Here is a 21,597-nt window from a genome sequence, read left to right as displayed (position 1 = left end):
TTTTAATGCGTTGGAATTTTAATGCGTTTTGGAGATTGTTCTTTAAATATATTTCGTTCTTTTGTTATATTATTATCTTCTTTAAAATTTACTGGGCTTTGTGCTGCCAAAAAAGAAATTACAAAAGTTATAAAAAAAGCAATTTTTATCATAATAACACCCCATAAAATGGTGTCCACGGCGAGATTCGAACTCACGGCCTCAAAATTAGGAATTTTGCGCTCTATCCTGCTGAGCTACGAGGACAGAAAGCGGGAAAAATCCCGCTAAAAATTTAACCGTTTCTTTTTTTGATGATTTCATCCGCAACATTTTTAGGAACTTCATCATAGTGATCAAATTCCATAGAATAAGTCGCACGACCTTGAGTTTGACTTCTAAGATCAGTAGAATAACCAAACATTTCAGCCAAAGGACAAAATGCTGTGATGATTTTATTTCCACCACGCTCATCCATGCTATTTACTTGACCACGGCGTTTGTTAAGATCTCCAATAACATCACCCATGTAATCTTCAGGAGTTTCTACTTCAACTTTCATCATAGGCTCTAAGATCACAGCACCTGCTTTTCTAGCACCTTCTTTAAAGCCCATAGAAGCAGCAAGTTTAAACGCCATCTCAGATGAATCCACCTCGTGATAACTTCCATCATAAACAGTTACTTTAACATCTTCCACAGGATAACCTGCTAAAACACCATTTTGTAATGCTTCTTGAACACCTTTATCAACTGCAGGAATGTATTCTTTTGGAATTACTCCACCTTTGATATCATTAACAAATTCATATCCACTACCTGGCTCAAGTGGTTCAAGGCGTAAGAATACATGTCCATACTGACCACGACCACCTGATTGTTTAGCGTATTTGTATTCTTGTTCAACAGTTTTTCTAATAGTTTCGCGATAAGCAACTTGTGGTTGACCTACTTCAGCTTCAACTTTAAATTCACGAAGCATTCTATCAACGATAATTTCAAGGTGTAACTCACCCATACCTGAAATGATAGTTTGGCCACTTTCTTCATCTGTAGAAACTCTAAAACTTGGATCTTCTTGTGCTAATTTATTTAAAGCAATAGACATTTTTTCTTGATCTGCTTTAGTTTTTGGCTCAACTGCAACAGAAATAACTGGATCTGGAAAATCCATTCTTTCAAGGATTACCTTATCTTTTTCACTTACAAGAGTATCCCCTGTTAAAGTATCTTTAAGTCCTACAACAGCACCAATTTCGCCTGCGTAAAGCACTTTAATCTCTTCTCTTTTGTTAGAGTGCATTTTTAACAAACGACCAATTCTTTCTTTTTTATCTTTAGTTGAGTTATAAGCATAAGAACCACTTTCTAAACAACCGCGATAAACACGCACGAAAGTAAGTTGTCCTACAAATGGATCTGTCATAATTTTAAATGCAAGTCCTGCAAACTCGCCATCATCAGTTGATTTTACAGAAACTTCTGTGCCATCTTCATATTCACCCTTGATATTTGCCACTTCATCAGGAGCTGGTAAATAAGCCACAACAGCATCAAGTAAAGGTTGAACCCCTTTATTTTTAAACGCTGTACCGCAAAGCATAGGAACGATAGAAAGACTTAAACATCCTGCTTTAATCCCTGTTTTAATCTCTTCAAGGCTTAATTCTTCTCCGCCTAAATATTTTTCCATCAACTCATCTGAAGTTTCAGAAACTGCTTCTATCATTTTTGTGCGATATTCTTCTGCCTTTTCTTTAAGTTCAGCTGGAATTTCTTTTTCTACATAATCCGTTGGCTTAGTATCATCTTCCCAAACTAAAGCTTTCATAGTTACAAGATCGATTACGCCTTTAAAATTATCCTCAGCACCGATTGGAATTTGAAGTGGAACTGGATTAGCTTTTAAACGGTTGCGAATTTGATCTTCTACATTGTAGAAATTTGCACCGATTCTATCCATTTTGTTTACAAATACTATTCTTGGAACACCATATTTATTTGCTTGTCTCCAAACTGTTTCACTTTGAGGCTGCACCCCACCCACTGAACAAAATACCGCAACAGCACCATCAAGAACACGCATAGATCTTTCAACTTCAATTGTAAAATCCACGTGGCCTGGAGTGTCAATAAGATTGATTTGATGATCTTTCCAAAAACAAGTTGTAGCCGCAGAAGTGATAGTAATCCCGCGCTCTTTCTCTTGTTCCATCCAGTCCATAGTTGCAGCACCATCATGAACTTCACCGATTTTATGACTCATACCTGTAAAGAAAAGAATTCTTTCAGATGTAGTCGTTTTACCCGCATCAATGTGAGCAGCAATACCGATATTTCTAACTTTTTTTAAAGGAGTACTTCTTGACATACACACTCCTTCTTACCAACGATAGTGGGCAAATGCTTTATTTGCTTCAGCCATTTTATAAGTATCTTCTTTCTTCTTAAATGAAGCACCTTTGCTATTTGCTGCATCTAAAAGCTCAGCTGCAAGTTTATCAATCATAGTTCTTTCACTTCTTTTTCTTGCAAAAGAAATAATCCAACGAATCGCCAAAGCTTGTTGTCTAGCAGGACGAACTTCAACTGGAACTTGATAAGTTGCACCACCTACACGACGAGATTTTACTTCTAATAAAGGCTTAATATTTTCAATCGCATCATTAAAAATATCAATACCTTTTTTCTCGCCACCTTTTTTATCAATAGCTTCCAAAGCACCATACATAATTGTTGTAGCTGTGCTTTTTTTACCATCATACATTAAAGAATTAATAAATTTTGTGATTACTTTATTACCATAAATCGGATCAGGCAAGACTTCTCTTACCGGAGCTTTTCTTCTTCTCATTATTTTTCCTTCAAATTTTAAATTTTACTCAAACAAAATCAAATCTAACGGATTTGTCTGTATGAATGATTATTTTGCAGCGCCTGCTTTAGGACGTTTAGCACCATATTTAGAACGAGAAACTGTTCTTTTTGCAACACCTGCTGTATCAAGAGCACCACGAACGATGTGATATTTAACCCCTGGTAAGTCTTTTACCCTACCACCACGCACTAAAACAATGCTGTGTTCTTGCAAGTTATGACCTTCACCGCCGATATAGCTGATCACTTCAAAGCCACTAGTAAGTCTTACTTTGGCAACTTTTCTTAACGCTGAGTTTGGTTTTTTAGGTGTTGTAGTATAAACCCTAGTGCAAACTCCCCTTCTTTGTGGACAATTTTTAAGCGCTGGAGATTTAGATTTTTCTAAAACTTTTTTGCGCTCTTTTCTAACCAATTGATTTATGGTAGGCACAATAATTCCTTTCTTTAAAAATGTAATAAACTTTGGATGATATCTAAAATTTACTTACAAAAATATAAACTAGAAATAATTTAAATGCTTTTAAAAATTTTTATAAAATAAACCTACATAATTTACATTAATATTTATAAAACATAAACTAATTTTTAATTATTGTTTTACTTATAAAAATAATCTTACTCATTTTAGACAAAATGAAAAATTCCAAAATTGATTTTAAGAAATTACTAAAAAAGTGTTTAATCCATAGTTATAAAGCATCATACTTGATTCCAAGATTATAATAACTCCTATCTAAAAATTTAGATAGGATAAAAATCATTGTTTATTAGTATTATACTGCAAATATACCACATGGGTAGCTAAATATTCTTCAAGACCATGTTTTCCATCAGCTCCGCCTATGCCACTTTTTCTAAAGCCTGCATGAAAACCTTGCATAGCCTCAAAATTTTCACGATTAATATAAGTTTCACCAAATTTAATTTCTCTGCTAGCTCTCATTGCTATATCTAAATTTTGTGTATAAATAGAACTTGTAAGACCATATTCACAATCATTTGCCATATCAATAGCTTCATCAAGTGTATCAAATTTAGCAATAGGCAAAATGGGAGCAAAAATTTCTTTTTGCATGATCTCATCTTCGTGTTTAACATTAGTAAGAACACTTGCAGGAAAATAATACCCACTTGTATCAGTGATTTTTCCACCGCATTCCACAACTGCTCCTTTAGCTGTAGCTCTTTGAAGCATTGCTAAAGCATTATCAACCCCTGCTTGATTGACCAATGGTCCCATATCAAAATCACCTTTTAAGGTATTTCCAACACTTACCTTACTCATGGCTTTTACAAATTTATCTACAAATTCATCATAAATGCTTGTATGCACATAAGCTCTTTCGGCACAATTACAAACCTGTCCATTATTGCAAATTCGACTTGCCTTAATCGCTTCTACTGCCAAATCAATATCCGCATCTTTACACACTATAGCAGGAGCTTTTCCGCCAAGTTCTAAAGAAACCTTTATGATATTTTTAGCTGCAGCTTCCATTACTCTAGCCCCTGCTTCAACACTTCCTGTAAGACTTACCATGCCTATATTTTCATTGCTTGATAATTCATATCCTACTACACTACCTTTACCTGCAACCAAATTAAACACACCTTTTGGTAAAGAACTTTGCGAAACAAGTTTTACAAATTCAAAAGCATTGTTTGGAGTTTCACTACTTGGCTTTATCACTATGGTATTTCCTGTTAGTAAAGCAGGTGCCATCTTCCTTGCGATTAAGAAAAATGGAAAATTCCAAGGTAAAATTCCACCAATTACCCCAATAGCACTTTTATATAAATATATATGCTCATTAGCTCTATCGCTTTGTATGATTTCACCTTCATATCTTCTAGCCCATTCGGCCGTATAATCCATATAATCTGCTGTAAAATTAACCTCCACGCTGGCTAAAGCTCTAGTTTTTCCTTGCTCTTGCATTAAAATTTCTGTTAAGAAATTAGCATTTTTGCGTATTAAACTAGCTATTTCTCTTAAATGATTTGCTCTCTCAATTGCTGACTTAGTCTCCCAGGATTTTTGTGCTTTTTTGGCTGCTTCAATCGCTCTTTTGGCATCTTCTAAAGAAGCACTCGCTACTTTTGAAATTACTTCTTTAGTAGCTGGATTTAAAACTTCGATAAAATCCCCATTATGTGGGATAAATTCTCCATCAATATAATTTAAATAAGTTGTCATTTTTTCTCCTTTTTTAGTCTAAGTGAAACACTTCTTCCATATTTAGCCACTTTTGTCCTGCATAACCTAAAGATATTTGACAAGGATCTGTTACTTTCCACCATTTTTGCGTGTTTTCATCTCTTGCCATCTTAGCCATATCCGCTTCAAAATCAGCACCCACATATTCAAAATATGCAAATAAATATTCTCCAAACAAATAAATGGAATAATTTTGTATATTACATTCTTTAATCATCTCACAAACCCCTTCATAAGGCTTTGCATGAAGATTTTTATATTTTTGTATCTTCTCTTTTTTTATCTTTATGATTTGACCGTATCTTTGCATTCATTCTCCTTTATAAATTGATAAAGCATTTTTATAAAATATCAAGTCCAAATCTTTAAAAACCTTACTTTGCATAATCAACTCAATCCATTGCTTTGGAGACAAATTAGACACTGGATAATTACTGCCAAATATAAATTTATTCTCACTAAAATTTTCTTTTAAAAAAGCAAAAAGCTCAAAAATAAATTCCTTAGGAGTTTCTTGCGAAAAACCATCAGGAATAGAAAGCTTGATATATAAATTTGGAAATTTTTTCAAAAGATTTAAATCTTTTTTGTATTCATTTAAACGATTTATTTTTGGACTTCCTAGATGATTTAAAACTACTTTTAAATTTGAATTTTTATTTAAAAAATTTTCCAAAAAACTGAGTTCTTCATTTTTCATACAAGCTTCAAAAGGTATATTGAAAGTTTTTAAAATTTCTATTTTTTCTTCAAAGTCTGCTTCAAATAGTCTTTTAGCTCCTTTTTTGCTCGTGTGCATTACTTCCCTAAAAGAACTAAGCTCTTCTTTATGCTTAAAATCCGCTAAACAAAACAAAAGATTATGAAGCTTTTTTTGCTCCAAAGCAAACAAAGCTTCCTTTTCTAAATCATCACTATTAACCTCAACATACATAGCACCTATAAATTCAAATTCTTTATATTCTTGTTTCATCCTAAAAAAATCATAATTTTGCTCTAATTTTTCATCGTCTTTTATCCATGAAATAGGTATTTTTTCCAAATCCCAAAGGTGTAGATGAGCATCAAAAATCTTTTGCATTTTTTCTCACTTTTGAGCCTATAAAGCCATACCAAGCCACATATAAAAACAAAGGTGCCATTGCTAAATACCCAGCGCCTGTACCATAATGATCATTAATAAAACCTATAATTATAGGCATAATTGCTCCACCTACTATGCTCATCACAAGCAAAGAACCGCCTAGTTTTACTTGATTTAAAGGTAAATTTTTTGTTGCTACCGCAAAAATAGTAGGAAAAGAAATAGACATAAAGAAAAATAAAGCTATTAAAAGCACTATGCTAAAAAACCCGCTAGCAAAATACAAGCTAAAGCATATAAGCACATTGATTAGAGAATAAAATCCTAAAATTTTTTCACCTTTGATTATCTTCATCAAAGGAGTAGAAACAATGCGCCCTAGCATAAATGCAATCAAAGCTATAGAAAAATAATAAGCACCTTGCGCATCTTTTAAACCTTCATTATGTTCTACAACATAATTGATAAAAAAAGCTCCTGCTGCAACTTGATTGGCTATATACAAAAACTGCGCTAAAAGCCCTAAGTTAAAATGTCTGTGTTTAAAAACATATATGGGCTTAGAATCATCTTTTTGCTTATAATCATCACTTACCGCACTTCCTTCTGGAAGCTTATTTGCAACAAAAGCAATTAAAATCAAAATAACAATGACAGCAATTCCTATATAAACAAGCTGGACATTTCCCATATTAGCTACCAATGCAGCCTCGATTTGCTCTTTACTCGCACCCTCTTCTTGTTTAGTAATAGATAAAAATAAAGCTCCGCCTATAATAGGTCCTACAAATTGCCCCAAACCATTAAAACTTTGCGCAGCATTGATTCTAAAACTCGCATTTTTTTCATCACCAAGCTTTGTCATGTAGGGATTTGCACTAGTTTCTAAAGAACCAATACCACAAGCTAAAATAAAAAACGCAAACAAAAACAAATGAAAAGAAGCCAAATTTGTAGCAGGTATAATAAGCAAAGCTCCTATGGCATAAAGAGCTAAGCCAAAAATGATTCCCATTTTATAAGAAAATCTATTGGCTATATAACCTGCGGGTAAGGCTATGATAAAATAAGCACCAAAATAAGCAAACTGTAAAAAACCACTTTCATGCTGGCTAATATGAAGATGATTTTGAAAATTTTTATTCATCACATCAATAAGTCCATAGCTTACTCCCCATAAAAAGAAAAGAGAAGTTACCAAAACAATAGCTATTTTTATATTTTTAGAATCAGTCATTTTTTACTCCTTAGTTTTCATCCCAATTTAATGCTCTATCTAAATGCACATAACCTCCATCTGGCATTAAAATTTGCCCTGTAGTATGTGAAGCAAGGGGACTAAGTGTAAAAACCGCTGTATTTGCAATTTCCTCTATGGTAGTAAAACGATGGCCTAAAGGTATAGCTTTTGCGATTTTTTCATATTGCTCTTTAGGATTAGGAAAATTTTGCAGCCATTTTTCATAAAGAGGAGTCATAACTTCAGCAGGAGCTATAGCATTTACCCTAACATTATCCTTAGCAAAAGCACAAGCCCATTCTCTAGTAAAACCCATTTGAGCCGCTTTGGCCGAAGCATAAGCTGAAGTTCTTCCTTGTCCTGTGATGCCTGTTTTACTCACTATATTTAAAATACTGCCTTGTTCTTTTTTAATGTAAGGCAAACATTCTTTGGTCATAGTATAATAATGAAAAAGATTATTTTCATAAGATTTTATCAAATCTTGAGTACTTGTATTTTCAATATGTAAATTATCATTTGTACCTGCATTATTTACAAGAGCATAGATTCCACCATGTTTGATAGCAACTTTTTTTACAAGCTTTTCAATTTGCTCATAATTTTTTAAATCAATTTCATAAAATTCATACTCACTAGATAATTTTTTTAATTCTTTATCGTGCTCTTTAGGCATAGATCTTGAAAAAATTACAGGAATTCCGCCTTCGCTTGCCCATAATTTAGCAATACCATACCCAATACCTTTAGCTCCTCCTGTAATAATACAAACCTTATTTTTAATTTTTAAATCCATTTATTCTCCTTTATCTAAATTTAAAGTTATTTTTAAATGTATTAATACCAATACACCTAAAATTGCTATCAATGCTAACACTATAAGTCCAAACTCAACTCCAAAATGATTTTCTATATATGTTTTTAAAGTAGGAGCTACAAAACCTCCTAAATTTCCCAAGGATCCTATAAGAGCAATAGCAGCCGCGGCTCCTTTTCCTTTTAAAACTTGAGTTGGCAAATTCCAAAATATAGGCTGAATGACTATAAAACCTATAGCAGCCAAGCTAATAAAAAATAAAAATGCCGCCAAATTTGTAACAAAAGTTGAAGCTATCATGCTCAAACTTGCTAGCAGTAAAAATAAAATCGCATGTAAATTCCAAGAATGTTTTTTATCAGCCAATGAGGTAAATATTGGCAAGGCGATAAAAACAAAAATCCAAGGTATGGCATTTAAAAGTCCAACTTCAAAACCTACATTTATTTGCAATATTTGGGCAATTTTACTTGGTAAATAAAAAAGCACTCCATAAACACTTAATTGAATACAAAAATAAACAAATACAAATTTCCACACCAAAATACTTTTAAAAATATCTTTTATAGAATAATCCTTAGCTTTAGTATTGGAAATTTCAATATGTTTTAGCAAAATATCTTTTTCTTTTATATCTAACCATTTTGCATCTTTTGGATGTGAATCAAGATAAAATAAACAAAAAATACCTACTAAAACGGTAATACCTCCTTCTATTAAAAACATCCATTGCCAATTTTTAAAATATATATTTGGTGTATAATCAAGTATAAAACCGCTAATTAAAGAACCAAAAACAAAAGCAATTGGAACTCCCATTTGATAAATTCCATAAGCCTTAGATCGATATATAGCTGGGAAAAAATAACCAAGGTATAAAATAATGCCTGGACTAAAACCTGCTTCAGTTAAACCCAATAAAAATCTTAATACATAAAAACTTATTTCTCCTTGTATAAAAATCATTGCCATAGTTACAAGACCCCAAGTGATCATTATACGGCTCAACCAAATTTTTGCTCCTAATTTATGCAAAAATAAATTTGAAGGCACTTCAAAAATGGCATAACCTATAAAAAATATTCCAGCACCCAAAGCATAAGCAGCCTCACCGATGCCTGCATCAATTTCTATATGAGATTTCACAAAGCTAATATTTGTCCTATCAAGCATAGAAAGACAAAACATCAAAACAATCAAAGGCAAAATACGCCAAGATATTTTTTTACATACTAACTCTAACTTTATTGAATTTGCATGTTTCATCACTTTACCCTTTAACAAGTTGTAGCAAGTCTCCAAACTGAAAAATCATTTTGCTCGTTAAGCTCGGCTTTTACCAATTCTCCATCTGAAATTCGCACGATTAATTCTATAAGCTCATCACGCACTTCTTCTTTTGTTTTTACCCCATCTATAATGCTTCCTGCGTTAATATCAATAGCATCATTCATATTTTCATAACAAAAAGTATTAGAACTCATTTTGATAGTAGGCACGATAGCAGAACCCGTTGGAGTGCCACGACCTGTAGTAAAAACACAAATATTTGCTCCACCTGCAACCATAGCACTAAGTTGTTCTATATCATTGCCTGGTGTATTCATAAAAGTTAAACCTTTAGAAACTACAGGCTTAGCATAATCAATCACATCCATTAAGGTTTTAGTTCCTGCCTTATAAACACAGCCTAAAGATTTTTCCTCTATAGTACTAAGCCCGCCTGCCATATTTCCTGGGCTAGGATTTGCTCCTCGAATATCAGCATGAAAAGATTTGACTAAATTCTCATAAGCTAAAATCTTATCATATACCTTTTTAGCTATTTCATCGTTTTTTGCTCTCTTAGCTAGTATGGCTTCACAACCTATAAGTTCTGTAGTTTCTGCTAAAATTACCGCACCACCCTCATCGATTACAAAATCACTCAAACTTCCTAAAGCAGGATTAGCACTAAGTCCGCTATAGCTATCACTTCCACCGCATTCTGTGCCTAAAATCAAATCACTGAAATCTCCTTCACTTTTTTGTAATTTTGCAGCACTTTCAAGCATTTCATTGACTATTTTGATACCATTTTCAATGGTATTTTTACTACCACCACATTCTTGTATCACTAAATATTCAACCTTTTTATAAGGCGTTGCTTCTTTGATTTTTTCTGCTACTGCTTTGGCTTGTATTACCTCACAACCAAGCCCTATAATTAAAACACCAAAAACATTGGCATTGCTCCCATGACCTATTAAAACATCTCTAGTTTGTAAAGCATCAAATTCAAGCTGGGAGCAACCATGCTGATGGTTGATATAAACTGCCCCATTACATTTTCTAGCTATATTTTCACACACTTTATTAGCACAATGTACACTTGGTATGATAATGACTTTATTTCTTAAGCCAAATTTTCCATCTTCCCTTCTATAACCCATTATCTTTTTCATTTTCATTCCTTATCTCCACGACCTCTAATTCCCGCAGTATTATGGATATGCACCCATTCCCCTGTACTAATATCGCAACTTGCACTAGCTATAGCTTCTGCGTATTTGATAATAATTTCATCTTTTTTTATATCCTTTAGTGCAAATTTATGTCCGCTTGCAATATCATTTAAAAGCTCAATATTTGCCACTTTTTCGCCTTTTTTAAAGTCACGCAAAGCTGTGGCAACATTGTCTTTTTCATTGACTATAATATATCCTTTCATAGTTTTATACCTGTTTCTTTTTCTATAGTTTTAATAAGCTCTTTTGCTTCATCAAAGCGAGTGTTTAATTCTTCTTTTGTAGCAGGTGATAAAGGATGAATACTAGCATTTACAAATTCAAATCCTCTGGCCTTTAAAAGCAAAGCAAAACCCATAGGAAAAGCTATGCTCATACCAAATCTTATGGCCTTTAATAAACTTTTTTGTATTAGCAAAGCTCTGCCTATATTTTTTTCATTGATTGATTTGTAAATTTCGCTCATAAGTTCTGGAAAAACTCCACCTATGCTAGTCATAGAACCTTTTACACCTGCTAATAATGCACCTACATAAAATTCTTCTCTTCCTACAAAAACATCAAAATTACTAGGTACTACATCTAAAATATGATTTAAAAGCAAAGCATCTCCGCTACTATCTTTTATACCCACAACATTATCAAGCTTTGAAACCTTTTCTATAAATTTTAAGCTTAGTGCTGGTGCAAAAAGAGGTATATTATAAACATATAAGGGAAGTTTCACTTCAGAAGCTAAATATTTTACATATTCAAAAAGTGCATCTTCACTCAATTTATAATAATAAGGCATAGCAAGTAATAAGGCATCAAGACCTAATTCATAAGCTTTTTGCGCCAAAATAAAAGTGTTTTCATAAATTGTCGAGGTAATACCCGTGATGATAGGTATATTATTTTTTGTAGCCTTTTTGGTGAGTTTCATTAACTTAACTTGCTCTTCCACGCTCAAAGCTTGAGAATCCCCTGCACTTCCATTACAAAACAATCCGTTCAAGCCTTTAGAAATACCAAATTCACAATAGCGAATAAATTCTTTTTCATTGATACTTCCATCATCTTTATATGGAGTAAGTAAAGCCGGTAAAGTTCCTTTTAAAATTCCCATTTTTTTCCTTTTGTATATACAAAAATATATTTATATACAAAAAATATAACAAAATATTTGTAAAAAAATCAAGCTGTTAACTTGGTAAAAATTCGTATTTTATTCTTATTAACTGCCAATTTTTACAAAAAAAATATTAAAATTAATAAATAATAAAAATTATGATTTTATGTTACTAAAAGTAAAAAATATGCTAAAATTTATAAAAATAAAACAAGGATAAAGACAATATGCATCAGCCCACTCTTAGAGTGTTAAATATTCTAGAATTACTTGCAAAAGAAAAGCTTACCTTAAGTGCTATAGCTAAAAAATTAAACATTCCTGCTGGAACTCTTTGGCCTATTTTACAAACTCTTCAAGAAAAAAAATATATCAAATGTGATTTAAAAAATAAAAGTTATTATTTGGATTTTAAGATTATAGAATTAGGATGTAATATAAAAAATGAAAATAATATTTTTGAAATAATCAAAAAGCATATGAAAAATATAAGAAATTTAACCAATCAAACTTGTCAAATGGGAATTTTAAAAGATGGAAATGTGCTTTATTTAGAAAAAATTGATGCCAATAATACAGTACAATTAAAATCTTTTATAGGCACTTCGTATCCTGCTTATGCAACATCTTTAGGCAAAGCCTTACTATCAAATAAAAATAAAAAGGAATTAGAAAAACTTTATCCTAAAAATTTTGATAAAATTACAGAAAACACCTTAAATAATATAAATGAACTCTATCAACAAATCAAGCAAATTAAAAAAGAAAAAATTGTCATAGAAATTGGAGAAATGAATCCTCAAATTGAATGTATGGCTATAGGCATAGAACATAAAAATAAAATAATTGCTGCCATTAGTATATCTTATCTAATTTATTGCTCTAATAAAGCTTTTAGAGAAAAAAATAAAAAAATACTTCTAGAAGAAAAAAATAAAATAGAAAAAGTTTTAAAAATTTATTTTAATGATTTAGATACACTGTATTAATATAGCCCCGAAGGGCTATAAAATAGAGTTTTATTCTTGTTCTTTAAGTTTTAAATTTTGTTCGCCATAAAGCCCTGTTCCAACAGGAATCATTCTACCTAGAATAACATTTTCTTTTAAATCTTCTAAGTAGTCAAATTTACCTGCTATACTTGCTTCAGTTAAAACTTTGGTAGTTTCTTGGAATGAAGCCGCAGAAATCACACTATCACTTCCAATCGCTGCTCTTGTTACACCTAAAAGCACAGGCTCGGCAATAGCTGGTTCTCCACCCATTCTAATGATTCTTTCATTTTCTTCACGGAATTTACGTCTTGAAACCAAATCACCTTCAATAAATTTCGTATGTCCACTATCTACAACTTTTACTTGTCTTAGCATTTGAGAAACGATAACTTCTATATGTTTATCAGAAATCACAACACCTTGTCCGCGATAAACTTGCTGAATTTCAGAAATCAAATAATAATGCAAGGCTTTTTCACCTAAAATTTTAAGCACATCATGACTCGAAACAACTCCATCTGTAAGTTTTTCACCTGCATGAATAAACTCTCCATCTCTTACTTGAATATGTTTTGATTTGTCGATTAAATACTCAGCACTTGTTCCATCTTCTGCTTGGATAATAATTCTTTCTTTAGAACGCAAAGGCTTATCAAAACGAACAACACCATCAATTTCTGCAATCACAGCCGCATTTTTTGGTTTTCTTGCTTCAAAAAGTTCAGAAACTCTTGGAAGACCTCCTGTAATATCCTTTGATTTAGCTGCTGCTTTTGGAGTTTTTGCTAAAATATCTGCTTGAGCAATTTTATCGCCATCATGAACAAAAATAACGGTTTTTGGTTCAAGGTGATAACGCACAGCTTTATCACCTTTTCCTGCAATTACCAAAGTTGGTCTAACTCCGCTAGGTAAATACTCATTAATTACTAAAGAACGCTTACCTGTAGCTTCATCAATTTGCTCATCGGCACTATAACCTGCTTCAATATCCTCAAAGCTTACAACACCATCAATTTCTGCAATGATAGTATTATTATAAGCATCCCATTCTGCAATCACTTTTCTTTCTTTTTTAGGAGCACTTGCAATGATAGTATTTGCGTCATCGATTTTTTCACTATCGTTAAATTCTATCTTAGATTCTCTTGGGATATAGTGTCTTTTTGCTTCTCTATCATTTTCATCAGCAATCACTACAAAGAATCCTTTTTCTTTAACAATATCACCTTTTTTAACATTTTTTACTCTATCTAAACCATCGCCTTTAAGGATGTAAAATTTGAGTGTTCCTTTTTCGCCTGCTTTGATATTTTGAACTACAGGCTCGCCATCTTCTACTAAAATTTCACTCGCAAAAGGAATACGATTTGGTACATTCCAACCCTCTTTAATCACTTCTACGATACTTTCATTTTCTTCTACTTGCATGCCGCTTTGATATGGCAAATAAAGTTTTCCATCTATACTGCCACTTACACCTGCTAATTCATTTGGTTTAGCAAGATCGTATTTTCTTAATATGTATTTTACTTCTTGTTTTTTATCTTTAATAGAAACAATCACATCTTCATGAATATTTTCTATATTAATCACACCTTTAAATGGAGTTTTGATTTTTGGCTCCACAAGTAAAACCGCCGCATTTCTACGATTTGCTACGATATTTTTACCTTCTTTGTTTTTATAAGTTTTAAGATTATAAAATCTTATAAAACCTTCTTTTTGTGCGCTTACTTGTCTATCTTGTAAATCCGTACTTGCAGTTCCCCCGCTATGGAAAGTTCTTAGAGTTAGCTGCGTTCCTGGTTCACCGATAGATTGAGCGGAAATAATTCCCACTGCTTCGCCTGGTTTTACTAATTTACCTTCACCAAGATTGATACCATAACATTTTGCACAAATTCCTTTTTTAGCTTTGCAGGTAATAGGAGTGCGGATATTGACACTTTTTATACCGCTTTCGCCAAGAATTTTTGCTTTTTCCTCATCCATTAAAGTACCTTCCGCAAAAAGCACAGAATTTGTAATAGGATCAATCACATCCTCAGCTAAAACCCTGCCTAAAATTCTTTCTTCTAAAGTTTCTATAATAGAACTATCTGCGGTAATTTCATTGATTTCAACACCCTCATGTGTTCCACAATCTTCAATGGTAATTTTTACATTTTGTGCAACATCGATGAGTTTTCTTGTCAAATAACCCGCATTTGCTGTTTTAAGAGCGGTATCTGCAAGACCTTTTCTAGCACCGTGAGTTGAAATAAAGTATTCAAGAACATTTAGCCCTTCACGGAAATTTGAAATAATAGGCGTTTCGATAATAGAACCATCAGGTTTGGTCATAAGTCCTCTCATCGCAGCAAGCTGAGAAATTTGAGCTGCACTACCCCTAGCACCAGAATCTGCCATCATATAAATAGAGTTAAAACCTTCTTTATCTTTTTCTACAAGCTTCATCATTTCTTTTGAAAGAACATTGTTTGTACTTTTCCAAATATCAATGATTTTATTGTATCTTTCCCCTGAAGTAATCAAACCGAGATTATAAGAATTTTGAATTTCTCTTACTTGTTTTTTTGCTTCATCGATAGCTTTTTGTTTATCATTAGGAACAATAATATCTGCAATCGAAATTGAAATACCTGCTTTAGTTGCATATTCAAAACCTAAATTTTTAAGTCTATCTAAGAAACTTGCTGTAATCTCTAAACCACCTTGTTTATAAACATAATCTACAAGCGCAGCAATGTCTTTTTTCTTTAAGACTTTATTCCAACTATTTTCAGGCACAAAATCAGGCAAGATGGATTTAACAATCAATCTTCCTGCTGTAGTGGTAATCTTTCTACCATCTACCATAGTTTGTATGCTCGCATGAATATCCAAACACTTGCTTTCAAGTGCCATCATCACTTCATCAATGCCTGTACAAATTTTATGCGAACCTTTAGCACCTGCTTTTTCCAACGAAAGATAATAAATTCCTAAAACCATATCTTGCGATGGAACGGTTACAGACTTACCGCTTGCTGGTAAAAGAATATTCATTGATGAAAGCATAAGCACTTTACATTCTGCAATAGCCTCTTGAGAAAGCGGTACATGCACTGCCATTTGATCCCCATCAAAGTCTGCGTTAAATGCTGCACAAACCAAAGGATGAAGTTGTATAGCCTTACCTTCCACTAAAACAGGATGAAAAGCTTGGATAGAAAGCTTATGCAAAGTAGGTGCACGGTTTAGCATAACAGGATGTCCCTTTACTACCTCTTCTAAACATTCCCAAACTTCATTGGTTTTATTTTCTATCATTTTTTTAGCTTGTTTTACTGTGGTTGCATAACCTTTTTCTTCAAGCTTAGCTAAAAGATGTGGCTTAAAAAGCTCTAAAGCCATTTTTTTAGGTAAACCGCATTGATCCATTCTAAGTTTTGGACCTACAACAATAACGCTACGACCTGAGAAATCCACCCTTTTACCTAGTAGATTTTGTCTAAAACGTCCTTGTTTCCCTTTGATGATTTCACTTAAAGATTTCAATGGGCGTTTATTTGCTCCTTTTACAGCATTAGCACGACGACCGTTGTCAAAAAGCGCATCAACAGCCTCTTGAAGCATTCTTTTTTCATTTCTGATAATGATTTCAGGTGCATCAAGTTCCATAAGTTTTTTAAGACGTGTATTTCTATTGATAACACGACGATATAAGTCATTCACATCAGAAACTGCAAATTTCCCACCATCTAAAGCCACTAAAGGACGCAAATCTGGCGGTAAAACTGGAAGATTTGTAATCATCATCCATTCAGGACGATTTGGTACAGCTTCGTCGCTATTGGTATTGGCGTTTAAATTTGAATTTAAGAAATTTTCTACAACTTTTAAGCGTTTAATGATAGTTTTTTTCTTAGCCTCTGAATTTGTAGCCCCCATTTCTTCTTTAAGCTGATTTAAAAGCGCTACAAGATCTAAATTTGCAAGTAAATCACGAACAACTTCTCCACCCATTCTTGCTTTAAAGCCGCTATTTTCATAGCGTTGCATTAAATTTTGATATTGCTCTTCGTTCAAAACATCGCAATATTCCACTTTTTTAGTACTTTCATTATCATAGAAAGCATCACCTGGGTTTTCAACAATATAAGCTTCATAATAAAGCACGCGCTCAAGATCTTTCATCTTAACACCCAAAAGCGTTCCTATACGGCTTGGAAGAGAATTAACATACCAAATATGAGCCACAGGAGTTACAAGCTCGATATGCCCCATTCTAGAACGACGCACTTTTGAATTTGCTACTTCAACACCACATTTTTCACACTTAACGCCTTTAAAACGCATTTTTTTGTATTTACCACAAAGACACTCATAATCTCTTATAGGTCCAAAAATCTTTGCACAAAAAAGCCCATCTCTTTCAGGCTTTAAGGTTCTATAATTAATAGTTTCTGGTTTTTTTACTTCTCCATAAGACCATGATTTGATTTTTTCAGGACTTGCAAGTCTTAGTTGAAATGCTTCAAAATCTCTAGGTCTTGCATCTTCTTTAATTTCTATTACTTTAAATTTACTCATTATCTTCATCCTTATCAAAAATCTCAACATCTAAAGCAAGAGATTTAAGCTCATTGGTTAATACAAAAAATGTTTCAGGAATTCCTGTTGCTGGAACATTTTCACCTTTTGTCAATGCTTTATAGGCACTAAATCTACCTTCTACATCATCTGATTTTATGGTTAACATTTCTCTTAAAGTGTGAGCCGCTCCATAAGCTTCAAGTGCCCAAACTTCCATTTCTCCAAATCTTTGTCCCCCAAAGAGTGCTTTACCACCCACAGGTTGTTGGGTAACCAAGCTATAAGGTCCTGTACTTCTTGCATGAACTTTTTCATCAACCAAGTGATGGAGTTTTAGCATATACATACATCCTACATGAACACGCTCTGCAATTTTTTCCCCCGTGCGTCCATCATAAAGTTCTGTTTTGCCATCCATATCTATCTTAGCCATTTTAAAAAGCTTGCTAAATTCTTCTATATTTACACCTTCAAAAACAGGAGTAGAAAATTTAACTCCTTTACTCCAGTCTCTAGCATAGTTTAAAAGCTCTTCATCGCTTAAGCTTTTAATAAATTCTTTTTCGTTTGCAAGTCTTGGAATAGAACAAATTTCAAGTATTTTCGCTCTTAATTCTTTAAGAAAATCTTTTTGCTTTCTATCAAAAATTTCTTGAATTTGATCCCCAAGTCTAAGTCCAACTAAACCTAAATGACTTTCTAAAATTTGACCTATATTCATACGACTTGGAACGCCAAGTGGATTAAGCGCAATATCCACGCTCTTACCATTTGGCAAATAAGGCATATCTACTTCAGGAACTATAGTTGAAACTATACCTTTATTTCCATGACGTCCTGCCATTTTATCACCGACTTTAAGCTTTCTTTTTGTAGCAATATAAACTTTAACAAGCTTAATTACCCCACTTGGTAAAATATCATCTTTTTCTAAAATTTCAAGCTTTTCATCGTGTTCTGCTTTTAATTTTTTCTTCTCATTTTGGAAATGATTTTTTAAATCATCGTATTCTTTTTGAATCTCTTTAGAATAAGCTTTAATCAAAGTTGTTAAAGTAAAACGATTGATTTTTTCAAGTTCGCTAATATCTGCAGTTTGTCCTTTTTTATAATTTTTATCTCCAATTTTTTGATCGCTATTTAAAGAGGCTTTGGAAAGAAGAGCACAAACACGAAGCATTTCTTCTCTATCCATCATCAAAAGTCTATCATGATGCTCTTTTTCTAAAGCCATTTTTTCTTTATCATAAGATTTTATTGCGCGATCATCTTTTTCATAGCCTTTTTTAGTGAAAATTTTAACATCCACAACAACACCCTCTAAAGAAGCGGTTGCATAAAGGGATTTATTCACAACATGTCCTGCTTTTTCTCCAAAAATCGCTCTTAAAAGTCTTTCTTCAGGAGTTGGTTTAACCTCACCTTTTGGAGAAACCTTACCCACCAAAATCATACCTGGTTTGATATGGGTACCAATTTTTGCAATACCGCTCTCATCAAGATGCGCAACATCTTCTTCTTTTACATTTGGAATATCTTTGGTAATTTCTTCTATACCGTCTTTTAGTTCTCTTGCTTCAATTTCTTTTTCATAAATGTGCACGCTTGTAAAAGTATCTTCACGAATAATTCTCTCACTTACAACTATAGCATCCTCATAGTTATAACCATTCCAAGGCATAAAAGCGATTAAAGCATTTTTACCTATAGCAAGTTCGCCTTGATCCATAGAAGGACCATCTGCGATAATTTGTCCTGCTTTTACTATATCACCTTTTTTAACAATAGGGTGTTGAATATAATTTGTATTTTGATTGGTTCTTAAATTTTTCTCCATAGTGTAATGGTCAATAAATGGACCTTTATCATCTTCACCTAAAATGAAAATGCTTTTATTATCCACTTTCTCAACCACACCGCCACGCTTTGCTTTAACAGCTTCCCAAGCATCACGCGCAATAATTTGTTCCATACCTGTTCCTACTATCGGAGCTGAAGCAGTAAGAAGTGGCACAGCTTGACGTTGCATGTTTGAACCCATTAGCGCTCTGTTTGCATCATCGTGCTCTAAAAACGGAATCAAAGAAGCTGCAACTCCAACAACCATACCTGAGCAAAGATCGATTAATTGCACTTCTTCGCGTCTTGCAAGTATAGTTTCACCATCTTGCCTAGCCTCAACAAATTCTTCTACTATATTGCCTTTAGCATCAACCTTAGTTGAAGCTGGTGCGATAAACAAGCCTTCTTCTTGTGTCGCTGTAAGATAAACAACTTCATTAGTCACTTTACCATTTACAACTTTTCTATATGGCGCTTCAACAAAGCCAAGTTCATTTACTTTTGCATAAGTAGAAAGAGTGTTAATCAAACCAATATTTTGACCTTCAGGTGTTTCAACTGGACAAATTCTACCATAATGTGTCGCGTGAACATCACGCACTTCAAAACCTGCTCTTTCTTTTACAAGTCCACCTTCACCAAGCGCTGACAAACGACGCTTATGAGTAACCTCGCTTAAAGGGTTGGTTTGATCCATAAATTGCGAAAGCTGACCTCCTGTAAAAAATTCAATGATAGTTGTAGTAATCATTTTAGGATTGATTAAATCATAAGGCATTACTTTATCAAGATCCGCATTTAAAGAAGTAAATTTATCTCTGATCGCCTTTTGCATTTTTGCAAGACCTAAATGAAGTTCATTGGCTAAAAGTTCACCTATAGAACGGATACGACGATTTCCTAAATGATCTCTATCATCAATATGTCCTTTACCATTTTTTACTTTAATTAAATATTTTGCAGTTTTAATAATATCTTCATTAGTCAAAACAGTAACATACTCAGGTACTTCAAGACCTAATTTATGGTTCATTTTCATACGACCTACCTTGGTAAGATCGTATCTTTCAGGATTGAAGAATAAATCATTTACAAAAGCCTTCGCTGCATCTTTTACCACAGGTTCACCTGGGCGCATAACTTTGTAAATTCTAATCGCAGCTAAATCATTTTCATCATCGATATTTTCACTTTGTTTAAGAAGTTTTAGAGTTTCTCCATCTTGGGCAAAGGAGTTAATAATCGCTGCATCAACGCCATTAGCCAAGTCATTTGCTATATCAAAACTTTTTTGCTCTTTAATCTTAGCAAGCTTACTCTCATCTAACAAAGTTAAAGAATCAAATAAAACCTCTCCACTTTCTTTATCAATAATAGGATTTGCTAAATAACGATTAAGTAAAATTTCTACAGGATATTCTATCCATTTTAAACCGTCTTTAATAAGCTGTTCTGCTTTTTTCTTTGTAAGTCTTTTTCCAGCTTGATGAACGATTTTTCCTTTTTCATCTTTAATATCATATTCTATTCTATCCATAAAATCATTTGGATTAAATTCTGTTAAAAATTTATCTTTTTTCACATGTATAGTCTGAATAGGATAAAACAACTTAATAATATCTTGTTTTTTATACCCTAAAGCTCTAAAAAGCATAGTTACAGGAACTTTTCTACGCTTATTGATTCTTACATACAAAACATCTTTGGCATCGTATTCAAAATAAAGCCACGAACCACGATCAGGAATAATTTGTGCTGTATAAACAAGCTTATTTGCAACCGTTGAACTTTCTTCTTCTTTAAAAATAACACCAGGGCTTCTATGTAATTGATTTACAACCACTCTCTCAACCCCGTTAATGATAAAAGATACACGATCTGTCATTAAAGGAATTTCGCGGATATAAATTTCTTGTTCTTTAATATCTTTTACGCCAACTTTTTCCCCTGTTTTTTCATCTTTTTCATGCAGAGTAAGACGGATTTTCATTTTTAAATTTACAGAATAAGTCAAACCTCTTTCCATGCATTCGCGAATGGTATATTTTGGCTTGCCTATTTCACTACTAACATATTCAAGACTCAATCTATTTTGCGGATCATGAATAGGAAAAATTGATTTAAAAACTTTTTCTATACCACTTTCACCATTATCAAGATTTAAAAAATAATCAAAACTCTTTTTTTGTAATTGTAGAAGATTTGGGATTTCTATTTGTTTTGAAATGTTTGAGAAGTCTACTCTTAAACGATTTCCTAATTTATTATCTAACATATCGCACATACCTCATGGTAAATTTTGTAAATTTAAAAAAGAAGACCTAAAAATTAGGTAAAAATAAA

General features: G+C 32.9%; 16 protein-coding genes and 1 tRNA gene. 1 reads left to right on the top strand and 16 read right to left on the bottom strand.

Annotated elements, in window-relative coordinates:
- Window positions 1-2: 2 nt before the first annotated feature.
- From FBE96_RS02470 to FBE96_RS02405, 14 genes are all read right to left on the bottom strand, one after another.
- Window positions 3-152, bottom strand: a complete 150-nt coding sequence (locus FBE96_RS02470; protein WP_002854981.1) for a hypothetical protein — start codon at window positions 150-152, stop codon at window positions 3-5.
- Between the two features lie 17 nt (window positions 153-169).
- A tRNA-Arg gene (locus tag FBE96_RS02465) sits at window positions 170-246 on the bottom strand.
- A 28-nt stretch (window positions 247-274) separates the two neighbouring features.
- A complete protein-coding gene (gene fusA / locus FBE96_RS02460; RefSeq protein WP_002797112.1) occupies window positions 275-2,350 on the bottom strand; it encodes an elongation factor G in 2,076 nt (691 codons plus the stop codon).
- Window positions 2,351-2,362: 12 nt separating this feature from the next.
- A complete protein-coding gene (gene rpsG / locus FBE96_RS02455) occupies window positions 2,363-2,833 on the bottom strand; it encodes a 30S ribosomal protein S7 (protein WP_002779471.1) in 471 nt (156 codons plus the stop codon).
- A 69-nt stretch (window positions 2,834-2,902) separates the two neighbouring features.
- A complete protein-coding gene (gene rpsL / locus FBE96_RS02450) occupies window positions 2,903-3,289 on the bottom strand; it encodes a 30S ribosomal protein S12 (RefSeq protein WP_002782934.1) in 387 nt (128 codons plus the stop codon).
- 327 nt (window positions 3,290-3,616) lie between these two features.
- A complete protein-coding gene (gene aldA / locus FBE96_RS02445) occupies window positions 3,617-5,056 on the bottom strand; it encodes an aldehyde dehydrogenase (protein WP_002871645.1) in 1,440 nt (479 codons plus the stop codon).
- A gap of 13 nt (window positions 5,057-5,069) precedes the next feature.
- Window positions 5,070-5,387 carry an L-rhamnose mutarotase gene (locus FBE96_RS02440; protein ID WP_002825110.1) on the bottom strand — a complete coding sequence of 106 codons (318 nt, stop codon included), beginning with the start codon at window positions 5,385-5,387 and terminating at the stop codon, window positions 5,070-5,072.
- A complete protein-coding gene (locus tag FBE96_RS02435; RefSeq protein WP_002871644.1) occupies window positions 5,388-6,158 on the bottom strand; it encodes an amidohydrolase in 771 nt (256 codons plus the stop codon).
- Entirely contained in the window at window positions 6,142-7,398 is a 1,257-nt protein-coding gene (gene fucP / locus FBE96_RS02430) for an L-fucose:H+ symporter permease (protein WP_002871643.1), read from the bottom strand. Before fucP ends, FBE96_RS02435 begins: the two co-directional genes overlap by 17 nt.
- A 10-nt stretch (window positions 7,399-7,408) precedes the next feature.
- A complete protein-coding gene (locus FBE96_RS02425; protein WP_002825115.1) occupies window positions 7,409-8,197 on the bottom strand; it encodes an SDR family oxidoreductase in 789 nt (262 codons plus the stop codon).
- Window positions 8,198-9,484, bottom strand: a complete 1,287-nt coding sequence (locus tag FBE96_RS02420) for an MFS transporter (RefSeq protein WP_002871642.1) — start codon at window positions 9,482-9,484, stop codon at window positions 8,198-8,200.
- Between the two features lie 11 nt (window positions 9,485-9,495).
- A complete protein-coding gene (locus FBE96_RS02415) occupies window positions 9,496-10,662 on the bottom strand; it encodes a UxaA family hydrolase (protein ID WP_002871641.1) in 1,167 nt (388 codons plus the stop codon).
- Between the two features lie 2 nt (window positions 10,663-10,664).
- On the bottom strand, window positions 10,665-10,928 hold the full coding sequence (locus FBE96_RS02410) for a UxaA family hydrolase (RefSeq protein WP_002779462.1): 264 nt from the start codon (window positions 10,926-10,928) through the stop codon (window positions 10,665-10,667).
- The gene (locus FBE96_RS02405; RefSeq protein WP_002858487.1) at window positions 10,925-11,833 is read right to left on the bottom strand and encodes a dihydrodipicolinate synthase family protein; all 909 of its coding nucleotides are present in this window, start codon (window positions 11,831-11,833) and stop codon (window positions 10,925-10,927) included. The genes FBE96_RS02410 and FBE96_RS02405 overlap by 4 nt, the downstream gene beginning before the upstream one ends.
- Window positions 11,834-12,063: 230 nt before the next feature.
- Between FBE96_RS02405 and FBE96_RS02400 the strand changes: the two genes are divergently transcribed.
- Complete coding sequence (locus FBE96_RS02400; protein ID WP_168952583.1) at window positions 12,064-12,825, top strand: IclR family transcriptional regulator; 762 nt, start codon at window positions 12,064-12,066, stop codon at window positions 12,823-12,825.
- 30 nt (window positions 12,826-12,855) lie between these two features.
- Here FBE96_RS02400 and rpoC read toward each other — a convergent pair whose 3' ends face one another.
- Window positions 12,856-17,409: a DNA-directed RNA polymerase subunit beta' gene (gene rpoC, locus FBE96_RS02395; RefSeq protein WP_145599575.1), complete on the bottom strand. Its 4,554-nt coding sequence runs from the start codon at window positions 17,407-17,409 to the stop codon at window positions 12,856-12,858.
- The gene (gene rpoB, locus FBE96_RS02390; protein WP_010891860.1) at window positions 17,402-21,538 is read right to left on the bottom strand and encodes a DNA-directed RNA polymerase subunit beta; all 4,137 of its coding nucleotides are present in this window, start codon (window positions 21,536-21,538) and stop codon (window positions 17,402-17,404) included. Before rpoB ends, rpoC begins: the two co-directional genes overlap by 8 nt.
- Window positions 21,539-21,597: the final 59 nt, after the last annotated feature.

It is taken from the genome of Campylobacter sp. CFSAN093241 (assembly GCF_012889595.1).
Taxonomy (GTDB): domain Bacteria; phylum Campylobacterota; class Campylobacteria; order Campylobacterales; family Campylobacteraceae; genus Campylobacter_D; species Campylobacter_D jejuni.
The sequence above is the reverse complement of the archived record's forward strand: the minus strand, read 5'-3'. Positions and strand labels throughout refer to the sequence as shown.

Excerpts from the sequence above, each read along its gene's own strand:
- FBE96_RS02435 (WP_002871644.1), bottom strand. The coding sequence starts at position 6,158 with ATGCAAAAGATTTTTGATGCTCATCTACACCTTTGGGATTTGGAAAAA.
- rpoC (WP_145599575.1), bottom strand. The coding sequence starts at position 17,409 with ATGAGTAAATTTAAAGTAATAGAAATTAAAGAAGATGCAAGACCTAGA.
- aldA (WP_002871645.1), bottom strand. The coding sequence starts at position 5,056 with ATGACAACTTATTTAAATTATATTGATGGAGAATTTATCCCACATAAT.
- fusA (WP_002797112.1), bottom strand. The coding sequence starts at position 2,350 with ATGTCAAGAAGTACTCCTTTAAAAAAAGTTAGAAATATCGGTATTGCT.
- FBE96_RS02425 (WP_002825115.1), bottom strand. The coding sequence starts at position 8,197 with ATGGATTTAAAAATTAAAAATAAGGTTTGTATTATTACAGGAGGAGCT.
- FBE96_RS02415 (WP_002871641.1), bottom strand. The coding sequence starts at position 10,662 with ATGAAAAAGATAATGGGTTATAGAAGGGAAGATGGAAAATTTGGCTTA.
- FBE96_RS02410 (WP_002779462.1), bottom strand. The coding sequence starts at position 10,928 with ATGAAAGGATATATTATAGTCAATGAAAAAGACAATGTTGCCACAGCT.
- fucP (WP_002871643.1), bottom strand. The coding sequence starts at position 7,398 with ATGACTGATTCTAAAAATATAAAAATAGCTATTGTTTTGGTAACTTCT.
- FBE96_RS02420 (WP_002871642.1), bottom strand. The coding sequence starts at position 9,484 with ATGAAACATGCAAATTCAATAAAGTTAGAGTTAGTATGTAAAAAAATA.
- FBE96_RS02400 (WP_168952583.1), top strand. The coding sequence starts at position 12,064 with ATGCATCAGCCCACTCTTAGAGTGTTAAATATTCTAGAATTACTTGCA.
- FBE96_RS02440 (WP_002825110.1), bottom strand. The coding sequence starts at position 5,387 with ATGCAAAGATACGGTCAAATCATAAAGATAAAAAAAGAGAAGATACAA.
- rpsG (WP_002779471.1), bottom strand. The coding sequence starts at position 2,833 with ATGAGAAGAAGAAAAGCTCCGGTAAGAGAAGTCTTGCCTGATCCGATT.
- FBE96_RS02470 (WP_002854981.1), bottom strand. The coding sequence starts at position 152 with ATGATAAAAATTGCTTTTTTTATAACTTTTGTAATTTCTTTTTTGGCA.
- FBE96_RS02405 (WP_002858487.1), bottom strand. The coding sequence starts at position 11,833 with ATGGGAATTTTAAAAGGAACTTTACCGGCTTTACTTACTCCATATAAA.
- rpoB (WP_010891860.1), bottom strand. The coding sequence starts at position 21,538 with ATGTGCGATATGTTAGATAATAAATTAGGAAATCGTTTAAGAGTAGAC.